The following is a 26020-nucleotide window of genomic DNA, read 5'->3' as shown; positions in this document are numbered from 1 at the left end:
GGCATCCCTGCGCCGTGGGCATCCCTGCGCCGTGGGCATCCCTGCGCCGTGGGCATCCCCCGAACAGGTGGACCGGACCTCTGATATCGCGGCCGGTTCGCCTGGCGGCCCGTGCGGCTTTCGTGCTGCTCATTGGTCCAATCCACTGACGCGCCGCAGGCCGTGCGGCCTCCCGGGGGTAAACCTTCCGGGACCGGCGCTGACATGGGGAATCCCGCGCCCTGGGCATGATTGACGGATCGTCGGAGAGCCGGTACCACTGACGCACGCCCGGCCCCGCACGCCCCATCACGTTCACCGTCCCAGGAGGCTGCATTGCGAGGATCCGCCACCGCCCGCACCCCTGCCACGCGCAGACGCGCCGTCAGGACCGCGGGCGCCCTTGTCTCCGCCGGCCTGCTGCTTCCGCTGCTCGGTGCCGCCCCGTCCGCCTCGTCGCCGGGCGCTCCCGGTGCGGGCGATGAGCTGCAGGGCGCCTTCGCGGCCGCGGCCGCCGAGTACCGCGTACCGCAGAGCGTGCTGTTGGGAGTGTCCTATCTGCAGTCCCGCTGGGACGCGCACGGCGGCGCGCCGAGCGTGACCGGCGGCTACGGCCCGATGCACCTCACCGACGCGCGCACCGCCGTCGCCGGCGCCCCGCACCACAGCGAAGGCGACGAGGATCCGCGCGGCGACGCGTCGCGCGGCGTCCTCAAGCCCAAGGAGTTCACGGCCAAGGTGCCGGAGAACTCCGAACTGCCCGCGCGGCTCAAGACCCTGCCCCGCGCCGCCGACCTCAGCGGGCAGTCCGCCGAGAAGCTGCGCACCGATCCGGCCGCCAACGTACGCGGCGGCGCGGCCCTGCTCGCCGCCGCGCAGAAGAAGCTCGGCAAGCCTCTGAGCGACGACCCCGCCGACTGGTACGGCGCGATCGCCCGCTTCTCCGGGGCGGACGACCAGGCCACAGCGGCGACCTACGCCAACGACGTCTTCGCCGTCATCCACGACGGCCAGCAGCGCACCACGGACTCCGGGCAGCGCGTGGCGCTCCCGGCCGTCGGCGGCCTGAAGCCGGATGCCGCGCAGGTGCGGGGCATGGGTCTGCGGAAGGCCCCCAAGGGCGAGACCGAGTGTCCGTCCACCGTCTCGTGCGAGTGGATCCCCGCTCCGTACGAGGAGTTCAAGGACCCGAACGGCAACGACGACTACGGCAACCACGATCTGGCGGACCGGCCCAAGAGCCAGAGCATCGACACCATCGTCATCCATGACACCGAGGGGCGCTGGGAAGGCGTCCTGAACATGGTGCAGGACCCCACGTACGTGTCCTGGCAGTACACCCTGCGCTCCACCGACGGTCACATCGCCCAGCACGTGAAGGCCAAGGACGTCGCCTGGCACGCGGGGAACTGGTACGTGAACTCCAAGTCCATCGGTCTGGAGCACGAGGGCTTCCTGACGGCGCCCGACACCTGGTACACGGAGGCGATGTACCGCTCGTCGGCCCGCCTCGTGAAGTATCTCGCCAAGAAGTACGACATTCCGCTGGACCGCCAGCACATCATCGGCCACGACAACGTCCCCGGCACACTGCCATCGACCATCGCGGGCATGCACACCGACCCCGGCCCCTACTGGGACTGGCAGCACTACTTCACGCTGCTGGGCAAGCCGTTCAAGCGGACGGCGGGCCCGAACGGCGGTCTGGTGACGGTGGCTCCGGACTACTCCAAGAACCGGCCGGAGTACACCGGTTGCGTCAAGCCCGGCGACAAGTGCGAGCCGCACGGTTCCACCGCGGTGCGCGTCCACACCGAGCCGCGTGACGACGCGCCCCTCATCAAGGACATCGGCCTGCGGCCCGGTGGCGGCGAATCGACGACCGGCGTGAACGACACCGGCGCCCGCCTGTCCACCGGCCAGCAGTACGCGGTCGCCGAACGCAAGGGCGACTGGACCGCCGTCTGGTACCTCGGTCAGAAGGCCTGGTTCAAGAATCCGAAGAAGCAGCCGACGGCCGTCGACGCGAAGGGCCTCGTGGTGACGCCGAAGAGCGGCGCCACCGAGGTCCCGGTGTACGGACGCGCCTACCCGGAGAAGGAGGCGTACCCGGCGGGCGTTCCGGTGCAGGCCGTCACGCCGCTGCCGTACAAGCTCCTCGCGGGTCAGAAGTACGCGATCGGCGACAAGGTGCCGGGCGAGTACTTCTACGCGCCGACGTTCGACACGGCACCGCACAAGGTGGTGCGCGGCAAGGACATGTACTACGAGGTCCAGTTCGGGCACCGCGTGGCGTATGTCCGGGCGGCCGACGTGCGAGTGGCGCCCTCGGGTTCATAGACGCCGAGGACGGTCGGGGCCGGGTTCGCGTGGGGGCGGGCCCGGCCCTGACGTCCCGGTGGGAGGCGCTCAGTCGAAGACGTACCGCTGGCCGGCCCGCGCCTTGAAGGTCTTCTCGCCACCCTTCAACAGGGCGCTGCGCACGGTGAGTTCACGGGTACGCGTCGCGGTGAGCACGATGCGCGTGGCCCGTCCCCCCGACCACTCGATGTCCAGGCCGGCCCCGCCGCGTGCCCGCAGGCCGCGCACCGAGCCCTCGGGCCAGCTCGCGGGCAGCGCGGGCAGCACCTCGATGACGTCGAACTGGCTCTGCAGAAGCATCTCCACGACGCCGGACGTCGCCCCGAAGTTGCCGTCGATCTGGAACGGCGGGTGGGTGTCCCAGAGGTTGGGCAGCGTGGAGGACTTGAGCTGCTCGCCGAGCATCTTGTGCGCGTGGTCGCCGTCGCGAAGGCGAGCCCAGAAGTTGACCTTCCACGCCTTGGACCAGCCGGTGCCGCCGTCGCCGCGCGCGGTGAGGGAGACCTCCGCGGCGTCGGCCCACTTGCTGCCCGGCTCGATCTGGCGTCCGGGGTGCAGGGCGTAGAGGTGGGAGACGTGCCGGTGGTCGTCGGTCCTGGAGTCGAGGTCCGCCTTCCACTCCTGGAGCTGACCCCAGGATCCGACGCGCAGTCCGGGATCGAGCTTGCCGAGGGTGTTCTCCAGCTCGGTGCGGAAGGCTGCCGAGTCGCCGAGGACGCGGGCGGCCTCCAGGGTGTTGGTGAGCAGGTCGTGCACGATCTGCTGGGCCATGGAGTCGCCCGCGGTGAAGTCGCCGTGCTCGGGTGAGTAGCTGGGGGTGACGACGAGGGTGCCGTCGCGGGGGTCGGTGCGGAGGTTGTCGAGCCAGAACTCGGCGGCTTCCTTCATCGCCGGATAGGCGGTGGAGCGGAGGTACTGCGTGGAGCCGCCGAAGCGGTAATGCTCGTAGAGCTGCGCGGTGAGCCAGGCGGCGGCCTCGGGGAACCAGAAGGAGGTAGCCCAGTCGTGGACGCCGGTGAAGCCGTAGGGGTTGGTCTCGTTGTGCACCACCCAGCCCCGCGAGCCGAACATCTCCTTCGCCGTGCGCCGGCCCGGCGCGCGCAGTGCCTCGACGAAGCGGTCGTAGGGGGCGGTGGTCTCGGCGAGGTTGGCGGCCTCGGCGAGCCAGTAGTTCATCTGCAGGTTGATGTTGGTGTGGTAGTCGGCCGACCAGGGCGGGGTGGTGCTGTTGTTCCACACGCCCTGGAGGTTCGCTGGCAGCGAGCCCGCGCGGGAGGAGGCGATGAGGAGGTAGCGCCCGTACTGGAAGAAGAGGGCTTCGAGGGCGCGGTCGGCGGCGCTCGCGCCTCCCCCGTATCCCTTGAGCAGCTGGTCGGTCGGGACGTCCGCGGGTGCGCTCTGGCCGATGTCGAGGGTGACCCGGCCGAACAGGTCGCCGTGGTCGCTCAGATGGCGGGCGCGGAGCTCGCCGTGGCCGCGCCCGACGGCTTCGTCGACGGTGCGGGTGACGCGCGCGTGCGGGTCGTCGCCGCGGTAGTCGGGGTAGGTGTCGGCGTAGGCGGTCCCCGCGGCGAGCGCGAACCAGACGTGGTCGGCGCCGCTGACGGTGATGCTGCCGTCGGCGTTCGCGGTGCGCGTGCCGCCTTGGTGCACGACACGCAGCTGCGCCTCGAACTTCAGCCCGTTGTCGACGAGTTCACCGCGTACGGCGATCCGGTCACCGTCGGCCTTCGCGGCGAAGTCGGCGCGGGGCGAGGTGTGACGCAGGGTGCAGGTGACGCTCTCGGGGCGGTCGGCGGTGAGGCGCCCGACCAGCACACCGTCGGGATATGAGGCGAAGAACTCCCGCTCGTGGCGCACCTGTTGGTGGGTGTACGTGACGGTCGCGAGGCCTGTGCGGAGATCGAGGGCCCGGCGATAGGTGGCGTCGGGCGCGTCCGGGGCGCCCGGCATGTCGAGGTGCAGGTCGCCGAAGGTCTGGTGGGCGCCGTAGCCGCGGCGGGGCTGGCCGAGGTCGGCGGCGACGGCCTCGGGGGTGAGCCCGCCCTGCTCGTCCAGTTCCGCGCGCACCGCGTCGAGGGCGCCGGGTCTGGCCTCGCGCCAGTTGCCGTGGTCGTAGCCCTCGCGGGAGCCGGGGCCGCCGGTCCACAGGGTCTTCTCGTTGAACTGGAGGCGCTCGGAGGCGAGGGTGCCGAAGACCATGGCGCCGAGTGCGCCATTGCCGATGGGGAGAGCCTCGCGCTCCCAGTCGGCGGCGGGCTTCCCATACCAGAGCAGCGATTCATCGGAGGTATCACGCTCACTGGAGCGCCGCTCGGCTGCGCTCGCGGCACCGGCGAAGACGCCTCCACTCGATGCCAGTACGGCTGCTCCGCCAACGGCGGACTTCATCGTGCTTCGTCGTGAGATCCCGGGAGTCATGACCCGCCACGTTAAAAGTCCGATGACTGGCCTGGCAAGGCACATGACAAAACCCACCCCTCCGGCAGAAGGGTGGGCACGGGCCTGCGCTGGTGCCGGGCGGGTCAGCCCTGCTGGAAGAGTTCCGCGGGCAGCGGCTTCAGGAGGGCGTACAGATCGTCGGTGATCGGCCGGTCCCAGGCGGCGATGGTGACCAGGACGCCGTCGCTGCGGTCGAACTGCACGCAGGAGATGCGGCTTTCGGAGAGCTTGAGACGGCGCACGATGAGGAGGTTGTCGCCCTGCATCACCGGCATGTCCTCGGTGGTGACGACGGTGATTTCCTCGTCGTTCTCCAGCGCGAGCAGCAGCTGGGCCACCTCGAAGGGCACCTCGTCCTCGGCGATCTCGCGCGCCGGTGAGCCCTCGGGCAGATTGCCGATGATCATCGCGGGGCCGCGCCCGCCGAAGAGGTCGTAGCGCAGGAAGACGCCCTGGCAGCTGCCGTCGGGGGCGGGCAGCAGGCCCGCGCCGAGATTGCCGGGCCAGTCACCCGGGTCCATGGCGAGGACATCGAAGTCCGGGCCAGCGGGAGTGGCGGAGCTGCGGCGGCGGAGGAAGGACATGCGCCAATGGTACGTGGCCCGCGGCGCTTGTCGGCGCGGGGGCGGCGCCGGTCCGCGCGGGGTGACGCGCGGGTGGCCCGGCGTTCAGCGCGAGGTCAGCGGGGGTGAGGGGACACCGGGTGCGGCGCCAAGGCCGGAGTGATCCATTCCCACTTTCCGGCACCCGCGGGACAGCATCCGCACGACGCCCACCTCGCCGGGGCGGAGCGCTCCCCGCGGGGTGAGCGTGTCCGTCTCGGTGCTGTGCAGCGGACGGGGGCGCAGTCCTGCCGCCGCCGGCTCGTCGCGCCCCCCGCTCGACCAGGCCCTCGGCTCCGCACTTGGCGGTCGGCGTGGTGCAGCTCGGCGTCCAGGCATACCAAGTGGACAGGCGAGTTCGCCCGCCCGGCTGCGGCGGTGATCCGCAGCGCCTGCCCGACCGCCGGCCGGGGGGCGCGTCGTCCGGCGGCGCGCAGAGCCCCAGAGCAGTGCCGACGGTGGCGTACCGACTGCTCGCGGGTCGGAGCCACCGTGGAGCCCGTGGCGACGGTGCGGGGGCCCGGAGCTTTCCCGTACCGGACCGCACAGCTCGCTCAACGCCTGTTCGACCGCCGCGCGTTACGGTTCCACTCCGACGAAGGGACCCGCACGTGGCGGTCGACGCCGAGAACGTACTCAACTACTGGCACGGCGGCCTCAGCGGCGTGCCCGACGAGGTGTGGCGCCACCCGTCCCTGGAGGCTTTGCTCCTTCCCGACAACGCGCTCACGCGGCTCCCCGCCCGGATCGGCACCTTGGCCTCGCTGCACACACTGGACCTGGGCCACAACCGCCTGACCGAGCTGCCGCCCGAGCTGGGCGACCTGACGGGCCTGAGCCGCTTCCTCTACGTCCACGACAACCGCCTCACGTCGCTGCCGGACTCCCTGGGCAACCTGAAGCGGCTGACGTACCTCAACGTGGGCGAGAACCGGCTGACCGCGCTGCCGGACACGCTGGGCTCACTCGACGCCTTGGTGGAGCTGCGCGCCCAGCACAACCGCCTGACCTCGGTGCCTTCGTCACTCGGCGCCCTGACGTCCCTGCGTGAACTGTGGCTGCGCGGCAACCTCCTCTCGTCGCTGCCCGCCTCGGTGGACCGCCTTGGCGAACTGCGTGAACTGGAGCTGCGGGAGAACGAGTTCCTGACGGTGCCCGAGGCCCTGCGTGGGCTGCCCCTGCTGCGCAGGCTCGATCTGCGGGCCAACCGCCTGCGGGAGCTCCCGTCGTGGCTCGGCGATCTGCCCGCCCTGGAGAAGCTCGACCTCCGCTGGAACGACGTCGCCGTGCCGCGGGACCTGCTGTGGAGGCTGGAGGGGCGGGGGTGCGTGGTGCTGCGGTGAGGCCCGGACAGCGTCCCGGCCCGTGCGGGCGGTTCCTACCGGTGCTCCGGAGGCACCACGGCCACCGCACCCTTCGCATGCAGCAGCACCGCGTTGGTCACCGACCCCATCAGCCTGCCCAGCGGCATCCGGCTCTGGTGGCGCCCCACCACCACGAGCTCCGCCTCCCGTGACGCGTCCACCAGGAGTCCCGCCGCGTCCCCGGGCAGGACCTCCTTCTCGACGCTCACCTGCGGATTGCGCTCCTGGAAGGGCGCGAGCTGCTCGCCCGCGAGCTCCGTGTACCGGGCGGCGGTCGCCGCGTCCGCCTCCGCCGAGGTCACGAAGTCGCCGGTGGACGTGTAGACGAGCACGGGCCCGGGATACGCGCAGACGACCCGCAGCACCGCGCCTCGCAGGGCCGCTTCCACGAAGGCGAAGCCGATCGTGTCGTCGTGCGGGGACAGCGGGTCGAGCCCGAGCACCACGCACGGCTCGGCCCCCGCCGTGAGCTCCTCGTCCGGCCGCACCACGACGACGGGGCACGCCGCCTCCCGTGCGCACGCGAGGCCGTTCGAGCCGAGGAGCAGACTGGCGAAGCCGCCGCGACCGCGTGATCCGAGCACCAGCAGCTGCGCCTCGTCGCCCAGCGGTGCGATGTCCCGCCCCGGGGCGCCCTCCACGATCTCGACCGTCAGCGGAGGCAGATCGGCGCGCCGCTCCAGGGCGCCGCGCACCCGCTCGACGACCGGGTCGGCGTCCGGGCGGTGGTCGATGGTGGGCATGTGCGGGCCGTCGGCCAGCGGCATCGCGTACTGCCGCACGTGCACGATCCGCAGCCGCGCGTTCCGCAGGCGTGCGGCGGTCAGGGCCCATTCCAGGGCGTGGTCGCTGCCGGCCGAGCCGTCGACGGCCACCACGACAGGTGCGTCACGGTCCGGGGCGGGCCCGGCCGGGGCGGGGTCAACGGGCGCGTCGTCACTCATGGCTTCCTCGTCTCCGGCGCAAGGCCAAGGTGGGCCGGCCCCGCTTCCGGCCCCGGCCCCGTACGGGAGGCCGGCCGGAGGCGGAGTCCGACGTCACCAGGTCAGCACGGCACAAGCCGCGAGCGGCCACGACAGCCGGGGACGAGGGTCCACAACGCCCCGCACGGCCTACGTCAGATCGAACTCCCCCGCACGCGCGCCGTGCACGAACGCTCCCCACTCCGCCGGTGTGAAGATGAGGGACGGGCTCTCGGGGCGGCCGGCGTTGCGCATCGCGATGAAGCCCTCGACAAAGGCGATCTCCACATCACCCCGCCCCTCGCTGCTCGATTGCCAGTCCGCTGTGCTGAGGTCGAGCTCCGGCTTGTCCCAGCCCGCGAGCGGGCGCTGCTGACCTGCGAGCGGATGCTGCTGAATGGTGCCTTCGGCCACGTCCGTGCTCCTCCCGATGCGTCGTCCGCCCGCCAGCCTAGCTTTCGGTTCCGGTGCCGGACAGGCCACGGAAGGAGGAGGGCCGCCCGTCCGGCACGGCACACCCGTCACGTCGTGGGCGGCTCCGCGCCGACCAGCCACATGGAGAAGAACTGCGAACCGCCGCCGTAGGCGTGCCCGAGCGCCCTGCGGGCCCCGTCGATCTGGTGCTCGCCGGCCTGGCCGCGCACCTGAAGTGCCGCCTCGGCGAACCGGATCATGCCCGAGGCGCCGATGGGATTGGTGGACAGGACACCGCCCGACATGTTGACGGGGAGATCACCGTCCAGCTCCGTCACGCCCGACTCGGTGAGCTTCCAGCCCTCGCCCTCATCGGCGAAGCCCAGGTTCTCAAGCCACATCGGCTCGTACCAGGAGAACGGCACGTACATCTCTACGGCGTCGATCTCGCGCCGCGGGTCCGTGACCCCCGCCTGCCGGTAGACATCGGCGGCGCAGTCCTTGCCCGCCTGCGGCGACACGAAGTCCTTGCCCGCGTGCAGGGTCGGCTCGCTGCGCATCGCACCGCCGTGCATCCAGGCGGGCGGGCGGGGTGAACGGGCCGCGCCCGTACGGTCGGTGAGGATCATCGCGCAGGCCCCGTCGGATGACGGGCAGGTCTCGGAGTAGCGGATCGGGTCCCACAGCATGGGCGATGCCTGGACCTTCTCCAGGGTGATGTCCTGCTCGTGCAGATGGGCATAGGGGTTCTTGAGGGCGTTGCGCCGGTCCTTGTAGGCGACGAGCGAGCCGACCGTGTCGGGGGCGCCGGTGCGCCGCATGTACGCGCGCACGTGCGGGGCGAAGAAGCCGCCCGCGCCCGCGAGGAGCGGCTGCTGGAAGGGGATGGGGAGGGAGAGCCCCCACATCGCGTTGGATTCCGACTGCTTTTCGAAGGCGAGGGTCAGTACGGTGCCGTGGACGCGGCCCGCGACGAGGTTCGACGCGACCAGCGCGGTGGAGCCGCCGACGGAGCCCGCCGTGTGGACGCGCAGCATCGGCTTGCCCACGGCGCCGAGCGCGTCGGCGAGGTACAGCTCGGGCATCATGACGCCCTCGAAGAAGTCCGGCGCCTTGCCGATGACCACGGCGTCGATGTCGGCCCAGGTCAACTCCGCGTCTTTCAGGGCGGCTCGGGCGGCCTCGCGGACGAGGCCCGCGATCGAGACGTCCCGCCGGGCGGCGACGTGCTTGGTCTGGCCGATCCCTACGACGGCCACGGGCTCCTTGCCCACCCCGCTGCTCACCCCACTCATGACGGCTCTCCTTCGAGGACGGCGACCAGGTTCTGCTGCAGGCAGGGGCCGGATGTGGCGTGGGCGATGGCACGGTCCGACTCGCCCCGGTGGATGCGGGCTGCGGCCTCGCCGAGCCGGATCAGACCGGCGGCCATCATGGGGTTCGCGGCGAGCGCGCCCCCGGACTGGTTCACCGCCACGTCGTCGCCCAGCTTCAGCGCCTTGCGCAGGACGACCTCCTGGGAGGTGAACGGCGCGTGCAACTCGGCGGTGTCCACGGGCCGTTCGAAGGCACCGGCACGCTCGGCGGCCAGCCGGCTCGACGGCGAGTCGGTGAGGTCGCGCACGCCGAGGCTGTGCGCTTCGATGCGGTGGTCGATGCCACGGATCCACGCGGGCCGCTCGCAGAGCTCCCGCGCCCGGTCCCCCGCCGCGAGGATCACGGCGGCGGCACCGTCCCCGATGGGCGGGCAGTCGCCGGTGCGCAGCGGACGTACGAGGTAGTCGCCCTGTGGCACCGAACCGCTCAGCTGCGCATGGGAGTTGGTGGCCGCGCTTTCCCGGCTGCGGGCGGCGACCCCGGCGAGGGCGGGCTCGTCGGTCTCCCCCGCGTCGATCAGGGCTTGCGCCTGGAGGGCGGCGAGTGCGACCGAGTCCGGCCACAGGGGCGCTACGTAGTACGGGTCGAGCTGCCGGGTCAGCACGTCACGCACCGATCCGGGGGACGACTTGCCGTAGGAGTACACGAGCGCGGTGTCGGCCTCACCGGTGAGCAGCTTGGTCCACGCCTCGTACAACGCCCAGGCACCGTCCATCTCGACGTGCGACTCGGAGATCGGCGGCCAGGCACCGACCCCGTCCAGCGCCATCGTGAAGGAGAAGGCGCGCCCGGCGAGATAGTCCGACGATCCCGAGCAGGTGAAGCCGATGTCGCTGGTCTTCAGGCCGGTGGCGGCGAGGACCTCGTGCAGCACCGGCATGAGCATCTCCACCTCGGAGAGCTCGTCGGTGGAGCGCAGGTGGTCGGTCTGCCCGAAGGCCACGATGGCGATGTCCCGGACGGGCCGCATCACGGCGGGCTGCGCGGACGGCTTGGCGGGCGGCATCTACACCAGCTCCTTGTACGTGTCGTAGTCGGCGTCCGGCTCGCCCGTGGGCCGGTAGTGATCGGGGAAGCGGGCGCCCTCGGTCCACACCGGTTCGACGCGAAGGCCCATCCGCACCTGGTCGTAGGGGATGCCCGCGATGCGGGCGTGCAGGGCGAGGTCGGCGCCGTCGAGGGCGATGTGCGCGTAGACGTAGGGCACTTCGATGTCGAGGTTCTTCGCCTTGATGTTGACGATGCAGTACGTGGTGACGGTGCCGCGGGGCCCGACCTCGACCCGCTCGGTGGTGGCGACGCCGCAGGTGGGGCAGGCGCCGCGGGGCGGCACGTAGACCTTGTGGCAGGAGGGGCAGCGCTCGCCGACGGTCTTCCGATCGGAGAGCGCCTTGATGTAGGCGGTCTGCGCGCGGCCGGGTGCGTAGGTGTAGTCGAGGCGCGCGGCGGCGACGATGCCGGTGACGGGCTCGCTGAACTCCCCGTCGTGCGGCCCGACTTCACCACCTACTGCCCCGTCGTACGGCTCGAAGCAGGCGATGTCGGTGATGGCGCCGATGCGGTCTTCGGCCCAGCGGATCCGGACGCGCATGCCGGTGCTCACGGCGTCGGGGCCCGGCGCGTCCAGAGCGTGCAGCAGGGCGGTGTCAGCGCCGTCGAGCTTCACCAGGACCCAGGCGAACGGGCGGTCCAGGGGCTGCCCCCTGCGGGGTTCGTGGTTCCAGGCCCAGGTGGTGACGGTGCCGGTGGCGGCGACCTCGACCAGGTCGCGTATCTCGTCGGCGGTGACGGGGTCGTACTCGACGGGCGGGACGAGCGTGCGCCCGTCGGTGGCCTTCACGCCGAGCACGGTGCGCTCACGCAGCCCGGTGAGAAAGGCACTCTGCACGGGCCCGAGGGACCGGGTGAAGGGAAACTCGACGACGAGAGGCGCACGCAGCACTTCGGGGGAGGGAGCGGATGCCATGAGCAGAACTCCGTTTCACGGGGGCGCCCCGAAGGGGCGCGGGGAACTGCGCGACCAGCCACGACGGCCCCGCAGACGAGACAAGACCTAGGCCCGCCGAAACACCGGGTCACGTTTCTCCGCAAAGGCTCTGGAGCCCTCCTTCGCATCGGCGGTGTCGAAGATCGGCCACCCCCGCTTCAACTCCGCAGCCAGGCCGTCCGCCTCGGACATCTCGGCGGCCTCGTACACGGACGCCTTGACCGCCTCGACGGCGAGCGGCCCGCACGCGTTGATCTGCTCGGCGATGGCGAGGGCCTTGTCCAGGGCGGTGCCGTCCGGGACGACGTGGCCGACGAGGCCGATCGACGCGGCCTCTGCGGCCGAGTAGGGCCGCCCGGTGAGCAGCATCTCCAGGGCGTGCGTACGGGGAATCTGCCGCGGCAGCCGCACGGTCGAGCCGCCGATGGGGAACAGGCCCCGCTTGACCTCGAAGAGCCCGAACGTCGCGGACTCGCCGGCGACGCGGATGTCCGTGCCCTGGAGGATCTCCGTGCCGCCGGCGACGCAGTAGCCCTCGACCGCTGCGATGACCGGTTTGCGGGGGCGGTGGTGGCGCAGCATCGCCTTCCAGTGCAGGTCGGGGTCGGCCTTCATCCGGTCCCGGTACTGGTCACCGTCCATCCCCTTGCCCGCGAGGGCCTTGAGGTCCATGCCCGCGCAGAAGGCGCCGCCCGCTCCGGTGAGGACGACGGAGCGGATCGCGTCGTCCTCGTCGGCGGCGACCCAGCCGTCGTAGAGGCCCACCAGCATCGGCAGCGAGAGCGCGTTCTTCGCCTCGGGCCGGTTGAGCGTGAGTATCAGTGTGGCGCCTTCGCGCCGCACAGCCAGATGTTCCGTCCCACCCATAGCCGTGCTCCCTCTGCTGTCGGCTTCGGACCTGGAACAGGTTGCAGTAGGTGGGGAGCCAGTTCAATAGTTTTCTGACAGGCAGTCAGATTTCTTGAACGAGGGCCCTTCCCACTTGTGAGCGCCTCTGCTCTGATGACCGCCAGAAGAGATGACGCCGGGGTCAGGAGGAGCGGTGGAGTACAACCTTGCCGACCTGTTCGAGTCGGTCGTCGACGTGGTCCCCGACCGCGAGGCGCTCGTGTACATCGATCACCCCGGCACCGGGGCGGAACGCAGGCTGACGTACGCCGAACTCGACCGGGCCGCCAACCGCATCGCGCACCACCTGATCGACAGCGGCCTGGAGCCCGGCGAACATCTGGGGCTCCACCTCTACAACGGCGTCGAGTATCTCCAGACCGTGCTCGCCTGCCTCAAGGCACGCCTCGTCCCGGTCAACGTCAACTACCGCTACGTGGAAGAGGAGTTGGTCTACCTCTACCGCGACGCCGACCTGGCCGCGCTCGTCTTCGACGCGGAGTTCACCGAGCGGGTCTCGGCCGCGCTGCCGCGCACGGAGAAGCTTCGGCATCTGGTGCGCGTGGGGACGCCGCCAGCCGATGCCCCCGCGCTCGACGTGGTGGATTTCGGCGACGCGGAGGAGGCGGGTTCGCCGGAGCGCGGGTTCGGGGCGCGCTCGGCCGACGACCTTTTCATCATCTACACCGGCGGCACCACCGGCATGCCCAAGGGTGTCATGTGGCGCCAGGAGGACCTGTTCTTCGCCGGGCTGTTCGGCGGTGAGCCCGCGGGTGAGCCGGTGAAGCGGCCCGATGAGCTGGCGGAGCGCGTCGCCGCCGGCGGCCCCGGCATCACGTTCTTCCCCGCTCCCCCGCTGATGCACGGCACCTCGACCCTGACGTCGTTCATCGCCTTCAACTACGGCCAGCGGGTGGCCATTCACCGCAAGTACGTGCCCGAAGAGGTGCTGCGCACCATAGAGCGGGAGAAGGTCTCCAGTGTGTCGCTGGTGGGCGACGCGATGCTCAGGCCGCTCATCGACGCCCTGCACGGACCGCTCAAGGGCACCGACCTGTCGTCCCTCTTCAGCGTCTCGTCCTCCGGGGCGATCATGTCGGAGACGGTCCGCGCCCAGTTTCAGAAGCTGGCCCCGAACGTCCTGCTCCTGAACAACTTCGGCTCGTCGGAGTCCGGTTCCAACGGCAAGGCGACGGATGACTCGGGCCCGGAGAAGGGCTTCCGCCTGGAGGTCAACGAACGTACGCAGGTGGTGGACCTGGTCACGCATGACCCGGTTCCGGTAGGAGTCGTGGGCCGCCTGGCCCAGCGCGGCCATGTTCCGCTCGGCTACTACAACGACCCGGCCAAGACCGCCGAGACGTTCTTCCAGAAGGGCGAGGAGCGCTGGGTGCTGCTCGGTGACATGGCGACGGTCGACGAGGAGGGCATCGTCACCGTCCTGGGCCGGGGCTCGCAGTGCATCAACACCGGTGGCGAGAAGGTGTATCCGGAGGAGGTCGAGCAGGCCCTCAAGTCCCATCCGGACGTGTACGACGCCCTGGTCGCCGGAGTCCCTGACGAGCGCTGGGGCAACCGCGTGGCCGCGGTGGTCCAACTGCGTGATGGAGCACCCGCGTTGGACCTGGAGTCGATCCAGACCCACTGCCGAACCCACCTGGCCGGTTACAAGATCCCGCGAGCGCTGGTCGTCACGGACAACATCCAGCGCTCCCCGAGCGGGAAGGCGGACTACCGGTGGGCGAAGGCGGTGGCGGCGGGGGCGGATCGCTGAGGGTGTGAAGCCGGCGCTCGGGGAGACGAAGAGACGGAGAGAGCCCCACCCGCAACAGCCATGTCCCGTCAGCCGGAGCAGACGGACCGAAGCGCCCGCCCCAGAGCCACGGCGTGCAGAACGTCCAGCTGCCGCTCACCCCGCACCCGTACGCCCGCCACCGTCACAAGCCCCCGACAGGAGGGCATGGACCTCGCCGACGGAGAGTCGGCGATGCCCCGCACCAACTCACCGTTCACGCGATTGATCTCCTTGCGGACCTCCCCGAGGTCCGGCTTCTCCGCAGGCACCTGCGCAGGGTCCGCGTCCCACCGACGGTGCAGCTCCCGCTGCACCACCTTGTTGGCCTCGATCTGGTCCCGGAAGATCCGCACGGTCGCCTCAGGATCGGCGCCGAGATCCCTCGCCTGCCCCGCGACATCGTCGAGCACCTGCTTCTCGCGCGCCGGGTCGTCGATCGGACTGCCCGTGCCGTACTTCGCAGCGGCGACGAGATCGGCGGTGGCAAGGCGCTGGGCGGCGAGATCGACCAGCGGATGGAGCCGGGCGTACGCGGAATCGGGGGCGACGGCCGCCGGCCGCTGCGCCGGAGCGGCGACAGCGATGCCCCCGCTTCCGGCCAGCAGGGCCACGCTCGCGGCCCCGGCAATGAACAGACGCCCCGCGGACGAAGTAAGACGCACACTGACTCCTCTGGTATCCCTAGTCCTGCGCGAGGAATCCTGCCACGCGCCGCGCGAACCACTCCGGATCGTCGAGCCACGGGAAGTGTCCGCCACCCGGCTGCACTTGACGCACGCCTCCGGGGAAGAACCCGGCGAACTCCGCCGCGTGCGCCGGATTGGGAACACCGTCGTACTCTCCCGCGAGGACCAGCACCGGTGCCGTCAGGCCGGCGAGGGCGGCGCGTGTCGCGGGTGGGTCGAGTGCGCCGTCGCCGTAGAAGAGGGCGGCGGCCTCGGCGTTCTTCTCGCGCGCGCTCGCCGCCTGGTGCGCCCGCGCCGCGTCGTCCCAGCGCCCGTAGCCGAGGGGCGCTATCGCGTCCCACACCTCAAGAGGGTTGCGCCCGGCCGCGATCTCCTTCAGTGCGGCCTCGGCGGCCGGGTACCAGGGCTCGTCCTTGTGCGCCAGCGCCGCGTCAAGATGATCCCGCGCGCCCGGCGTGAGGCCGAGCGACTGGGTGGCCGGGGTGATCAGGACGAGGCGGCGAATCCGCTTCGGGTGGCGTGCCGCGTACAGCGTGGCGATGTTCCCGGCCGCCGAATGGCCGAGCAGGTCGACTTCGTCGAGCCCCAGGTGCTCGCGCAGCGCCTCGACGTCGTCCACGAGCCGGTCGCAGCGGTACGACGCCGGGTCGGCCGGCACCGCGGATTCGCCCGTGCCGCGCAGGTCGAGCAGGACCAGGCGGCGGTGCGCCGTCAGGCCACCGAGATCGCCGAAGTAGGCGGAGGCGCGCATCGGGCCGCCCGGCACGCAGAGCAGCGGCTCGCCCTCTCCCCTCTCGTGATAGGCCAGCTCGGTCCCGTCGTACGCGGTGAAGGTGAAGGTCGGCATGAGGGTGATCATCACATCTCGCGTCGCACCCGGACAATGCCGCTCGGCCATGGCACCCCAGCTCGAGGCCGCCCTGCGCGATCTCTTGACGGCCGCCTCCGGGGCTGGATTACTGACCTTGACGGAAGATCGACGACCGAATGATCGGTCGCCCGTTTGGGACGGGAGAAACGCCATATGACGGCCATGCTGGACGCGACGGAGCGCCTCGGGCGCCAGGAGCTCGAGGCGCTGCAGCTGGAGCGCCTCCAGGACACCTTGCTGCACGCCTATGAGAACGTGCCCTTCTACCGGGCGGCGTTCGACAAGGCGGGCCTGCGCCCCGACGACTGCCGCGCACTCTCCGACCTGGCCCGCTTCCCGTTCACGGCCAAGACCGATCTGCGGGACAACTACCCCTTCGGGATGTTCGCGGTCGAGCAGTCCGAGGTCCGGCGCCTGCACGCGTCCAGTGGCACGACGGGCCTGCCGACGGTCGTCGGCTACACCGAACAGGACCTGTCGATGTGGGCGGACGTCGTCGCCCGCTCGATCCGCGCGGCGGGCGGCCGTCCCGGGGACAAGGTCCATGTGGCGTACGGCTACGGCCTGTTCACCGGCGGCCTGGGCGCGCACTACGGGGCCGAGCGGCTCGGCTGCACGGTGATTCCCGCGTCCGGTGGCATGACGGCGCGCCAGGTCCGGCTGATCCAGGACTTCCGCCCCGAGATCATCATGGTCACGCCCTCCTACATGCTCACCCTTCTCGAGGAGTTCGAGCGTCAGGGCGTCGACCCGCGTACGACGTCACTCAAGGTCGGTATCTTCGGCGCCGAGCCGTGGACGGAGGAGATGCGCCGCGAGATCGAGGAGCGGTTCGCGATCGACGCGGTCGACATATACGGGCTCTCGGAAGTCATCGGCCCCGGCGTCGCCCAGGAGTGCGTGGAGACCAAGGACGGCCTGCACATCTGGGAGGACCACTTCTATCCGGAGGTGGTCGATCCGATCACCGGTGAGGTACTTCCGGACGGCGAGCGCGGCGAACTCGTCTTCACCTCCCTCACCAAGGAGGCCATGCCTGTCATCCGTTACCGCACGCGCGACCTGACCCGCCTCCTGCCCGGCACCGCGCGGACGTTCCGCCGGATGGAGAAGATCACGGGCCGGTCGGACGACATGGTGATCCTGCGCGGCGTGAACCTCTTCCCCACGCAGGTGGAGGAGATCGTCCTGCGGACACCGGGCGTCGCCCCGTACTTCCAGCTGCGCCTGACCCGCGAGGGCCGCATGGACGCGCTGACGGTCCGGGCCGAGTCCCGCGCGGACACCACTCCCGAGCGGCGCGAGGCGGCGGCACGGGAGATCGCGGCCGCCGTGAAGGACGGCATCGGCGTCTCGGTGGCGGTCGAGATCGTCGCCCCGGAGACGATCGAGCGGTCGGTGGGAAAGATCAAGCGGATCGTGGACCTGCGCACCCCGTAAGGCTTACGACGCGCCGAAGCGGTCCCGCAGCTCCCGCTTGAGGATCTTCCCGCTCGCGTTGCGCGGCAGCTCGTCCACGAACAGGACCCTCTTGGGTGCTTTGAAGTGGGCGAGCTTCTCGCGTGCGTGGTCGATGAGTTCGGCCTCGGTCACCTCTCCGTTGCGTACGACGACGGCGGTGACCGCTTCGATCCAGCGCTCGTCCGGCAGCCCGATCACCGCCGTCTCCGCGACGCGTGCGTGGGTGTAGAGCGCGTCCTCGACCTGGCGCGAGGCGACGAGGACGCCGCCGGAGTTGATGACGTCCTTCACGCGGTCGACGACGGTGAAGTAGCCCTCGTCGTCCCGCACGGCGAGGTCCCCGGAGTGGAACCACCCGCCACGGAAAGCCTCTTTGGTCTCCTCGGGCTTGTCCCAGTAGCCCTCGCACAACTGCGGTGAGCGGTAGACGACTTCGCCCCTGGTGCCGTCGGGTACCTCCACGCCACGTTCGTCCACGACCCGTGCCTCGACGAAGAGAACGGGGCGCCCGCAGGAGTCCATCCGCCCTTCGTGCTCGTCGGGCCCGAGGACCGTGGCGAGCGGGCCGATCTCGCTCTGCCCGAAGCAGTTGTAGAAGCCGAGCGACGGCAGCCGTTCGCGCAGCCGCTCCAGGACGGGAACGGGCATGATCGACGCCCCGTAGTACGCCTTGCGCAGGGCGCCGAGGTCACGGGTGGCGAAGCCGGGGTGGTTCGAGAGGCCGATCCACACGGTGGGCGGCGCGAAAAGGCTGTCGGCGCGGCCGGCCTCGACCAGTTCGAAGATCCGCTCGGCGTCGGGCGCGTCGATGATCGTGTTCTCGGCACCCACCGCGAGGTACGGCAGCAGGAAGACGTGCATCTGCGCCGAGTGGTAGAGCGGCAGCGAGTGGACGGGTTTGTCGGTCTCCTTGAGGTCGAGGGCGGTGATGGCGCTGACGTACTCGTGGACGAGGGCGCGGTGCGTCATCATCGCGCCGCGCGGCGCGGCGGTCGTCCCTGACGTGTAGAGCAGCTGGGCGAGGTCTTCCGCGCCGGGCTCTTCGCCGTCGTACGCCGGTGCGGCCGTGAGCCGCGCGAGCAGTGAGTCGTCCGCGTCACGAAGGGCGAGCACGCGAACGTCGCCGGGGAGGCGCGGGGTGAGGTCCGGGTCGGCGAGGACCAGCGAGCAGCCCGACTGGCCCACGATGTACGCCAGGTCGTCACCGACGAGGTTCTGGTTGACCGGCACATGAACCAGGCCCGCCCGCGAGCAGGCCAGGAACCCGATGAGGTAGGCGTCGGAGTTATGGGCATAGGCACCGACTCGGTCACCGTGGCCAAGGCCCTCCGCACGCAGCACCTGAGCGGCCCGCGACACGGCCGTGTCCAGCTCCGCGTACGTCCAGACCCGCTCCCCATAGCGCAGAGCCACTCGCCCCGGCACGCGCCGCGCGCTCCGTCGAAGGACCCCGTCGACCGTGTTGCTGCGTAGACCCGTCATGTGCGTGATCCTGTGCCGCGCGCATCGCGGCGGTCAAGGCTCCGGACGGGGCGCGAAACCTGGCCGGTCCCGGTACTCGATCAACTGACATACCGATTGGTACGCTCAACCGCCCTTGCCCTGAGACCAGTTGCATCAATCGCACCAGTTGCATCAGTTGGGAGGCAGTATGCGATCCCGCTCCAGACGGCTGACGGCCCTCGGCATCAGCCTGTTGACCGCCACGGCCCTTCTGCCCTCGTCCGCCGCCACCGCCGGCGCGGCGGACGCGCGCGACGCCGGGCCGTCGGGCGGCGGTCTGTCCGCGACCGTCCGCTACACCCAGTACGGCATCCCGCACATCCTCGCCAAGGACTACGAGAACCTCGGCTTCGGCACCGGCTGGGCGCAGGCCGCCGACCAGGTGTGCACGCTCGCCGAGGGGTATGTGACCGTACGCGGAGAGCGGTCACGCTACTTCGGCGCCGACGGCAAGCCCGACGGCTCGCTGTCGTCGGCGACCACCAACCTCTCCAGTGACCTCTACTTCGGCGGCGTCCGCGACACGCACACGGTGGAGAAGCTCCTCGAGCAGCCCGCCCCCGCCGGGCCGAGCGCCACGTCGAAGAAGCTGATGCGCGGTTTCGCGGCGGGCTACAACGCGTGGCTGAAGCAGAACCGCGTGACGGACCCCGCGTGCAAGGGCGCCAAGTGGCTGCGCCCGATCACCTCCCTGGACGTGGCCCGGCAGGGCTTCGCCGTCCAGGTCCTCGGCGGTCAGGGACGCGGCATCGACGGCATCACCGCCGCGCAGCCGCCGAGCGTGAAGGACCGGGACCGCGCGCCCGACCCCGAGCGCACCGCGAAGGAGGCCCGCGAGCTCTTCTCCGCCGAGGAAGCCGTCATGGGGTCCAACGCCGTCGCGTTCAGCGGGAGGACCACCGCGAACGGCAAGGGCCTGCTGCTCGGCAATCCGCACTACCCCTGGCAGGGCGGTCGGCGCTTCTGGCAGTCCCAGCAGACCATCCCCGGTGAGCTGAACGTCTCGGGTGGTTCGCTGCTCGGCACGAGCGTCGTCAACATCGGTTTCAACGGCGATGTGGCGTGGAGCCACACGGTGGCGACCGGCGTGACCCTCAATCTGCATCAACTCACCCTGGCTCCGGGCGATCCGACCACCTATCTGGTGGACGGCAAGCGGGAAAAGATGACGCAGCGGACGGTCGAGGTGCCGGTCAAGGGCGGCCCCCCGGTGACCCGCACCCAGTGGTGGACCCGGTACGGCCCGGTCACCACCGGCCTCGGCGCACAGCTTCCGCTGCCCTGGTCGGCGAAGACGGCGTACGCCCTGAACGACCCCAACGCCACGAACATGCGCGGCAGCGACACCGACCTCGGCTTCGGCAAGGCCCGCTCCACCGGAGGGGTGTTGAAGGCGCTGCGTGACACGCAGGGGCTTCCCTGGGTCAACACCGTGGCCGCCGACCGCGAGGGCCACTCGCTGCTCAGCCAGTCGCAGGTGCTGCCCCGCATCACCGACGACCTCGCGCAGCGGTGCTCCACGGACCTGGGCAAGGTGACGTATCCGGCGTCGGGCGTGGCCGTGCTCGACGGTTCGCGCGGTGCGTGCGCGATCGGCTCGGACAAGGACGCCGTCCAGCCGGGCATCTTCGGCCCGTCGAAGATGCCCACGCTCAAGAACGCCCCGTACGCGGAGAACTCCAACGACAGCGCCTGGCTCACCAACGCCGACCGGCCGATCACGGGGTACGAGCGGATCTTCGGGACGATCGGCACGCAGCGCTCCATGCGGACGCGCGGTGCCATCGAGGATGTCGCGGCGATGGCGAAGAAGGGCGGCCTGACGGTCAAGGATCTGCAGAAGCAGCAGTTCGCGAACCGCGCCCCGGCGGGTGACCTGGCCGCCGACGACGCGGCGCGTGCGTGTGCCGCGCTGCCAGGTGGCACCGCAACCAGCAGTGACGGCAAGGTGGTTGACGTACGCAAGGCCTGCGCCGCCCTCAAGGCCTGGGACCACGGCATGGACACGGACAGCAAGGGCGCGCTGCTCTTCGACCGGTTCTGGCGCAAGCTGGTCGCCGCCGTGCCCAACGCCGAGCTGTGGAAGGTGCCGTTCTCGGCCGCCGACCCGGTGCGTACCCCGAACACCCTCAACACGGCCGCGCCGGGCTTCTCGACCGCCCTCGCCGACACGGTGGCCGAGCTGAAGGGCGCGGGCATCGCGCTCGACGCGCCGCTCGGCAGGAACCAGTTCGTCGTACGCGGTTCGGATCGGCTGCCCATCCATGGCGGCACGGAGTCGATCGGCGTGTGGAACAAGGTCGAGCCGGTCTGGGACGCGAAGGGCGGCGGTTACACCGAGGTCGCGCATGGTTCGAGCCACATCCAGGCGGTCGGCTGGGACAAGAGCCGCTGCCCGAAGGCGCGCACACTCCTCACGTACTCGCAGTCCTCCAACCCCAACTCTCCGCACTACAGCGATCAGACGCGGCTGTACTCCGATGAGCGCTGGGTGACGTCACGTTTCTGTGAGAAGGACATCCTGGGCGATCCGAAGCTGAAGGTGGTGAAGGTCCGCCAACGCTGAGTGGTGCGGGGCCACCCCGCGCCGAGCTCGGCGCGGGGTGTCCCTGCTGGTTACAGCGCGCGTTCCCGTCCCTCCCAGTACGGCTCTCGCAGCCGTCGCTTGTAGAGCTTGCCGTTCGGGTCGCGGGGCATGACCTCGATGAAGTCGACGCTCTTCGGGCGTTTGTAGCCCGCCAGTTGGCGTGCGCAGTGGTCGAGGATCTCGGTGGCCAGGGCATCGCCCGCCGTGTGCCCCTCCGCCACCTCGACGACCGCCTTGACCTGCTCGCCCCACTCGTCGTGCGGGATGCCGAAGGCTGCCGCGTCCGCGACGGCGGGGTGGGTGAGCAGGGCGGACTCGATCTCGGCGGGGTAGATGTTGACCCCACCCGAGATGATCATGTCGATCTTGCGGTCGCGGAGGTAGAGATACCCGTCCTCGTCCAGGAGGCCGAGGTCGCCGACCGTGAAGAAGTCGCCGATGCGGTTCTTCTTCGTCTTGGACTCGTCCTTGTGGTACGAGAAGCCGCCTGTGCTCATCTTCATGTAGACGGTGCCGAGTTCACCGGGCGGCAGACGGTTGCCGTCGTCGTCGAAGACCGCCAGTTCACTGATGGGCCAGGCCTTGCCGACGGTGCCGGGCCGCTTCAGCCAGTCCTGTGCGGTGGCGAAGGCGCCGCCGCCCTCGCTGGCCGCGTAGTACTCCTCGACGCACTCGCCCCACCACTCGATCATGGCCCGCTTGACGTGGTCCGGGCAGGGCGCGGCGCCATGGATGGCATGGCGCATCGACGACACGTCGTACGCCGCCTTCGTCGCGTCCGGCAGCGCGAGGAGGCGGTGGAACTGGGTCGGCACCATGTGGGTGTGCGTGCACTTGTACGTGTCGATGAGGCGCAGCATCTCCTCTGGTGTCCACTTGTCCATCAGGACCAGCGGGTGGCCGATGTGCAGGGCGGCGCCCGCGAACTGGAGTACCGCCGTGTGGTAGAGCGGCGAGCAGACGAGGTGCACGTTGCCGTCGAAGGGCTTGACGCCGAAGATGCCGAGGAAGCCGCCGAGGTACGACTCCTCGGGGAGCTTGCCGGAGAGGGGGCGCCTGATGCCGCGCGGACGTCCCGTCGTGCCCGAGGTGTAGTTCATGACCCAGCCGAGGGTGCGGTCGGCCGGGGCCGACTCCTGCTGCCCGGTGAGGAGTTCGGTGTACGGGCGGAAGCCGGGGACATCGCCCACGGAGTACCGGTGCGTTGCCGGGAGCTTCGCCTCGTCGGCGGCGTCGGTGGCCGCCTGCGTGAACCGTTCGTGGGCGATCAGTACCTTCGCGCCGGAGTCGGCGACGATCCAGGCGATCTCGGGCCCGACCAGGTGGTGGTTAACCGGGACCAGGTAGAAGCCGGCCTGCGAAGCCGCGAGATACGCGGTGAGGAACTCGACGCCGTTCGGCAGCACGACGGCGAAGGCGTCGCCGCGCTCCAGGCCCGCGGCGCGCAGTCCGTGGACGAGTTGGTTGGTCGCCGCGTGCAGGCGCCGCGCGGTCCACCGCTCGCCGTCGGGCGCGGTCAGGACCGTGCGGTCCGGGTCGGCTTCGGCCTGTGCCCAGAAGCCGTTGGGGGGCGTGCTGCCCGGCATGCTGCTCATAGGGACCTCTCCTGAGTCGTCTCGTCAGTCGCGTCCGGCGATGCGGTTCACCCGGTCGATGGCACGCTCGAAACCGCTGGTCAGGTCGTCGAAGACCGCCTGGACGCTGCGTTCGCTGTTCATCCGGCCGACGATCTGCCCGACGGGTGTGCCGAGCAGCGCCTGGACCTCGTACTTCTGGATGCGCGACACCGCCTCGGCGACCAGGAGCCCTTGCAGCGGCATGGGCAGCGTGCCGGGTCCGGCCGGGTCGTCCCAGGCGTCGGTCCACTCCGTGCGCAACTGGCGTGCGGGCTTGCCGGTCAGGGCGCGTGAGCGGACCGTGTCGCCCGAGCCCGCAGCCAGGAGCTTCTCGGTGAGCGCCCGCGAGTGCATGTCGGCCTCCGTCGTGGTGAGCCAGAGGGAGCCGAGCCACACGCCCTGCGCGCCGAGGGCGAACGCGGCCGCTATCTGTTCCCCGCTGCCGATGCCGCCCGCCGCGAGGACCGGCAGCGGCGCGACGGCCTCGACGGCCTCGGGCGTCAGGACCATGGAGGCGATCTCGCCGGTGTGGCCGCCCGCCTCGTAGCCCTGCGCGACGACGATGTCGATGCCCGCCTCAGCGTGTTTGCGTGCGTGCCGGGCGCTGCCGGCAAGGGCGGCGACGAGTACGTCGTTCTCGTGGGCGCGCTGGATGACGTCGGCCGGCGGGGAGCCGAGCGCGTTCGCCAGCAGTTTGATCGGGTAGTCGAAGGCCACGTCGAGCTGATTGCGGGCGACCTGTTCCATCCAGCCGGTGATGCGCCAGCCGGATGCCTCCCCTTCGGCGAGTTCGGGTACGCCGTGCTTGCCGAGGGTGTCCTTGACGAACTCGCGGTGGCCTTCGGGGATCATCGCCTCGACGTCGGCCTCGCTCACCCCCTCGACCTTCTTCGCCGGCATCACGACATCGAGTCCGTAGGGCCGGTCGCCTACATGCTCCTGCATCCAGTCGAGATCCCGGGCGAGCTCGTCGGGGGCCGTGTAGCGGACCGCCCCGAGCACACCGAATCCGCCCGCCCTGCTGATGGCGGCCGCCACCGCCGGGAAGGGCGTGAAGCCGAAGATGGCGTGCTCGATCCCCAGTTTCCTGCTCAGGTCTGTCTGCATGGGCGCAGGATGCCGCAGCCGTCCGGACGACGGAAGAGATTTTCTGATGCAGTGTCAGATCTTTGCCGGGCGCCCGTGGTTGACAGGGCGGGGCACTGACATGAAAGTTTCAGCAGTCTCTTGTGATCCCGAAAGATAATTTCAGCCCAGGAGCGTTCCAGGAGGGGGCACGGTCATGGCCGAGGACAGCGGGGCGGCGTCGGACAGAGCGGGTGGCGGGCTGAGCCGCCGCCAACTGGGCGCGCGGGCAGTCGCCTTGGGTGGCGCGCTCGCGCTGGTGCCCTTCCCCGCGGGTCCGGCCGCGGCGGCGGGGGCCGCGACCGGAGCCAAGCATCCGACGCTGCGGCCCGGCAGTCCCGAGCGGGCGGGGCTGCTCGCCGGGCACCTGCGCCAGCTGGTGGCCGACGCGGAGCAGTTCCTCGGCCCCTCCCCCAAGCACCCCTGGTACGCGGGCGCCGTCCTGCTCGCGGGCCGCGGCGGCACGGTCGCCCTGCACCATCCCATCGGCAAGGCGGTGCGCTACGCGGCGTACGACGAGAAGACCGACACAGGGGTCGAGCTGCCGGCCGACCGGCAGATCCCGATGGCCAAGGACACGGTGTTCGACCTCGCCTCCGTCTCGAAGCTGTTCACCTCGCTGCTCGCGGTGCAGCAGATCGAGCGGGGCAAGCTGGAGCTTGAGGCGAAGGTCGCCTCGTATCTCCCGGATTTCGGGGGCGGCGGCAAGCAGGACGTCACCATCCGACAGCTCCTCACGCACACCTCCGGGTTCCGTGCCTGGATCCCCCTCTTCAAGGAACCCACGCGCGAGGGTCAGCTGCGTCTCATCTGGAACGAAGCACCGCTCAACGCGCCCGGCACCAAGTACCTCTACTCGGACCTGAACCTGATCTCGCTCCAACTGGTCCTCGAAGAGATCACGGGCCGTCAGTTGGACACACTGCTCCACGACGAGATCACTGCTCCACTCGGGATGCACCGCACCCGCTTCAACCCGCCCGCGTCCTGGCAGCCGAAGACCGCCGCGACCGAGGACGCCCGCCTGCCCTGGTCGGGCCTCGACCGCGGCATGGTGTGGGGCGAGGTGCACGACGAGAACGCCTTCGGCTTCGGCGGGGTCGCGGGCCACGCGGGGATCTTCTCGTGCGCCTGGGACCTCGCGGTCCTCGGCCGTACGCTCCTCAACGGCGGGGTCTACGGACGCTCCCGCATCCTCTCCGCCGAGTCCGTGCAGCTGATGTTCACCGACTTCAACACCGCCTTCCCCGGTGACGAGCACGGCCTGGGCTTCGAGCTCTACCAGCACTGGTACATGGGCGCCATGGCGACACCGCGCACCGCGGGCCACACGGGGTTCACCGGCACGTCCCTCGTCCTGGACCCGACGACCGACTCGTTCCTGGTCGTCCTCGGCAACTCGGTGCACCCGGTACGCAGTTGGCGCTCCGGATCGGCCCCGAGGGTGGCGGCGGCGAACCGCATGGCACGCGCCGTGCCGGTGCGTCCCGCGCGCGGACGCACCGCCTGGTTCTCCGGCATGACGAACGCCACCACGGCCACCCTGACCCTGCCGCCGCTCTCCCTCACCACGGACCGGGCGAGACTGCGCTGCGAGCTGTGGTGGGACACCGAGCCCGGCTCGGACCAGCTGCGCCTGGAATCCTCGCGGGACGACGGCACGACGTGGCAGCCGGTGCCGTTCACGACGCAGCACAGGGGCTCGGATCCCCGCAGGCACCCCGACGGCACAGCCTCCGGTTGGTCGGGGCGCGTCTGGCACCGCCTCACCGCGGACCTCTCGGGTCTGCGGGGCGAGCAGGTGCGGCTGCGGTGGCGGTACGCGACGGATCAGCTCTACGTGGGGCGCGGCGCGTACGCCGACGGGCTGCGGGTCGAGGACGGCGGGCCTACCGCGTTCGACGAGGCACGGCCCGCCGACGCGGCCCGCATCGAGGCGGTGGGGTGGGCCCCGTCGGCCGACTGAGGACAGGCCGCCGGGGCAGAGGCCGCCGGGGCAG

General features: G+C 70.7%; 19 protein-coding genes. 6 read left to right on the top strand and 13 right to left on the bottom strand.

What is annotated here, in order from left to right:
- The first annotated feature begins 315 nt into the window (after positions 1–315).
- Complete coding sequence (locus ACIBCK_RS08625; protein WP_399388039.1) at positions 316–2319, top strand: N-acetylmuramoyl-L-alanine amidase; 2004 nt, start codon at positions 316–318, stop codon at positions 2317–2319.
- Between the two features lie 69 nt (positions 2320–2388).
- Here ACIBCK_RS08625 and ACIBCK_RS08620 read toward each other — a convergent pair whose 3' ends face one another.
- Together ACIBCK_RS08620 and ACIBCK_RS08615 are read right to left on the bottom strand one after the other, a co-directional pair.
- Entirely contained in the window at positions 2389–4731 is a 2343-nt protein-coding gene (locus ACIBCK_RS08620) for a glycosyl hydrolase family 95 catalytic domain-containing protein (protein ID WP_399388036.1), read from the bottom strand.
- A 134-nt stretch (positions 4732–4865) separates the two neighbouring features.
- Positions 4866–5366: a hypothetical protein gene (locus tag ACIBCK_RS08615; RefSeq protein WP_399388034.1), complete on the bottom strand. Its 501-nt coding sequence runs from the start codon at positions 5364–5366 to the stop codon at positions 4866–4868.
- A gap of 629 nt (positions 5367–5995) precedes the next feature.
- On the opposite strand from ACIBCK_RS08615, the gene ACIBCK_RS08610 reads away from it, so the two are divergent.
- Positions 5996–6727 (top strand): leucine-rich repeat domain-containing protein, encoded by a 732-nt coding sequence (locus ACIBCK_RS08610; RefSeq protein ID WP_399388033.1) that lies wholly within the window; start codon positions 5996–5998, stop codon positions 6725–6727.
- Between the two features lie 35 nt (positions 6728–6762).
- On the opposite strand, the gene ACIBCK_RS08605 is transcribed toward ACIBCK_RS08610, so the two are convergent.
- From ACIBCK_RS08605 to ACIBCK_RS08580, 6 genes are all read right to left on the bottom strand, one after another.
- Positions 6763–7692: a universal stress protein gene (locus ACIBCK_RS08605; RefSeq protein ID WP_399388031.1), complete on the bottom strand. Its 930-nt coding sequence runs from the start codon at positions 7690–7692 to the stop codon at positions 6763–6765.
- Positions 7693–7860: 168 nt separating this feature from the next.
- Entirely contained in the window at positions 7861–8124 is a 264-nt protein-coding gene (locus tag ACIBCK_RS08600) for a DUF397 domain-containing protein (protein ID WP_336605706.1), read from the bottom strand.
- A 107-nt stretch (positions 8125–8231) separates the two neighbouring features.
- Positions 8232–9398 carry a thiolase domain-containing protein gene (locus ACIBCK_RS08595; protein ID WP_399388883.1) on the bottom strand — a complete coding sequence of 389 codons (1167 nt, stop codon included), beginning with the start codon at positions 9396–9398 and terminating at the stop codon, positions 8232–8234.
- A gap of 17 nt (positions 9399–9415) precedes the next feature.
- The gene (locus tag ACIBCK_RS08590) at positions 9416–10507 is read right to left on the bottom strand and encodes a thiolase domain-containing protein (protein ID WP_399388028.1); all 1092 of its coding nucleotides are present in this window, start codon (positions 10505–10507) and stop codon (positions 9416–9418) included.
- Positions 10508–11467 carry a Zn-ribbon domain-containing OB-fold protein gene (locus ACIBCK_RS08585; RefSeq protein WP_399388026.1) on the bottom strand — a complete coding sequence of 320 codons (960 nt, stop codon included), beginning with the start codon at positions 11465–11467 and terminating at the stop codon, positions 10508–10510.
- Positions 11468–11554: 87 nt separating this feature from the next.
- Complete coding sequence (locus tag ACIBCK_RS08580) at positions 11555–12355, bottom strand: crotonase/enoyl-CoA hydratase family protein (protein ID WP_399388024.1); 801 nt, start codon at positions 12353–12355, stop codon at positions 11555–11557.
- 175 nt (positions 12356–12530) lie between these two features.
- On the opposite strand from ACIBCK_RS08580, the gene ACIBCK_RS08575 reads away from it, so the two are divergent.
- Entirely contained in the window at positions 12531–14150 is a 1620-nt protein-coding gene (locus ACIBCK_RS08575; protein WP_399388022.1) for an acyl-CoA synthetase, read from the top strand.
- A gap of 68 nt (positions 14151–14218) precedes the next feature.
- Here ACIBCK_RS08575 and ACIBCK_RS08570 read toward each other — a convergent pair whose 3' ends face one another.
- Positions 14219–14833 (bottom strand): chorismate mutase, encoded by a 615-nt coding sequence (locus tag ACIBCK_RS08570; RefSeq protein WP_399388020.1) that lies wholly within the window; start codon positions 14831–14833, stop codon positions 14219–14221.
- A gap of 19 nt (positions 14834–14852) precedes the next feature.
- The gene (locus tag ACIBCK_RS08565; RefSeq protein ID WP_399388019.1) at positions 14853–15704 is read right to left on the bottom strand and encodes an alpha/beta fold hydrolase; all 852 of its coding nucleotides are present in this window, start codon (positions 15702–15704) and stop codon (positions 14853–14855) included.
- A 177-nt stretch (positions 15705–15881) separates the two neighbouring features.
- On the opposite strand from ACIBCK_RS08565, the gene paaK reads away from it, so the two are divergent.
- A complete protein-coding gene (gene paaK / locus ACIBCK_RS08560; protein WP_399388017.1) occupies positions 15882–17168 on the top strand; it encodes a phenylacetate--CoA ligase PaaK in 1287 nt (428 codons plus the stop codon).
- Positions 17169–17171: 3 nt separating this feature from the next.
- Here paaK and ACIBCK_RS08555 read toward each other — a convergent pair whose 3' ends face one another.
- The gene (locus tag ACIBCK_RS08555) at positions 17172–18671 is read right to left on the bottom strand and encodes an acyl-CoA synthetase (RefSeq protein ID WP_399388015.1); all 1500 of its coding nucleotides are present in this window, start codon (positions 18669–18671) and stop codon (positions 17172–17174) included.
- A 169-nt stretch (positions 18672–18840) separates the two neighbouring features.
- Between ACIBCK_RS08555 and ACIBCK_RS08550 the strand changes: the two genes are divergently transcribed.
- On the top strand, positions 18841–21258 hold the full coding sequence (locus tag ACIBCK_RS08550) for a penicillin acylase family protein (protein ID WP_399388014.1): 2418 nt from the start codon (positions 18841–18843) through the stop codon (positions 21256–21258).
- 50 nt (positions 21259–21308) lie between these two features.
- On the opposite strand, the gene ACIBCK_RS08545 is transcribed toward ACIBCK_RS08550, so the two are convergent.
- Positions 21309–22865 carry an acyl-CoA synthetase gene (locus tag ACIBCK_RS08545; RefSeq protein ID WP_399388881.1) on the bottom strand — a complete coding sequence of 519 codons (1557 nt, stop codon included), beginning with the start codon at positions 22863–22865 and terminating at the stop codon, positions 21309–21311.
- Positions 22866–22898: 33 nt separating this feature from the next.
- Positions 22899–24002 carry an NAD(P)H-dependent flavin oxidoreductase gene (locus tag ACIBCK_RS08540; RefSeq protein WP_399388012.1) on the bottom strand — a complete coding sequence of 368 codons (1104 nt, stop codon included), beginning with the start codon at positions 24000–24002 and terminating at the stop codon, positions 22899–22901.
- Between the two features lie 175 nt (positions 24003–24177).
- On the opposite strand from ACIBCK_RS08540, the gene ACIBCK_RS08535 reads away from it, so the two are divergent.
- Positions 24178–25986 carry a serine hydrolase gene (locus ACIBCK_RS08535; RefSeq protein WP_399388010.1) on the top strand — a complete coding sequence of 603 codons (1809 nt, stop codon included), beginning with the start codon at positions 24178–24180 and terminating at the stop codon, positions 25984–25986.
- The last annotated feature ends 34 nt before the right edge of the window (positions 25987–26020 follow it).

This window comes from Streptomyces sp. NPDC051218 (genome assembly GCF_044455475.1).
Taxonomy (GTDB): domain Bacteria; phylum Actinomycetota; class Actinomycetes; order Streptomycetales; family Streptomycetaceae; genus Streptomyces.
The sequence above is the reverse complement of the archived record's forward strand: the minus strand, read 5'-3'. Positions and strand labels throughout refer to the sequence as shown.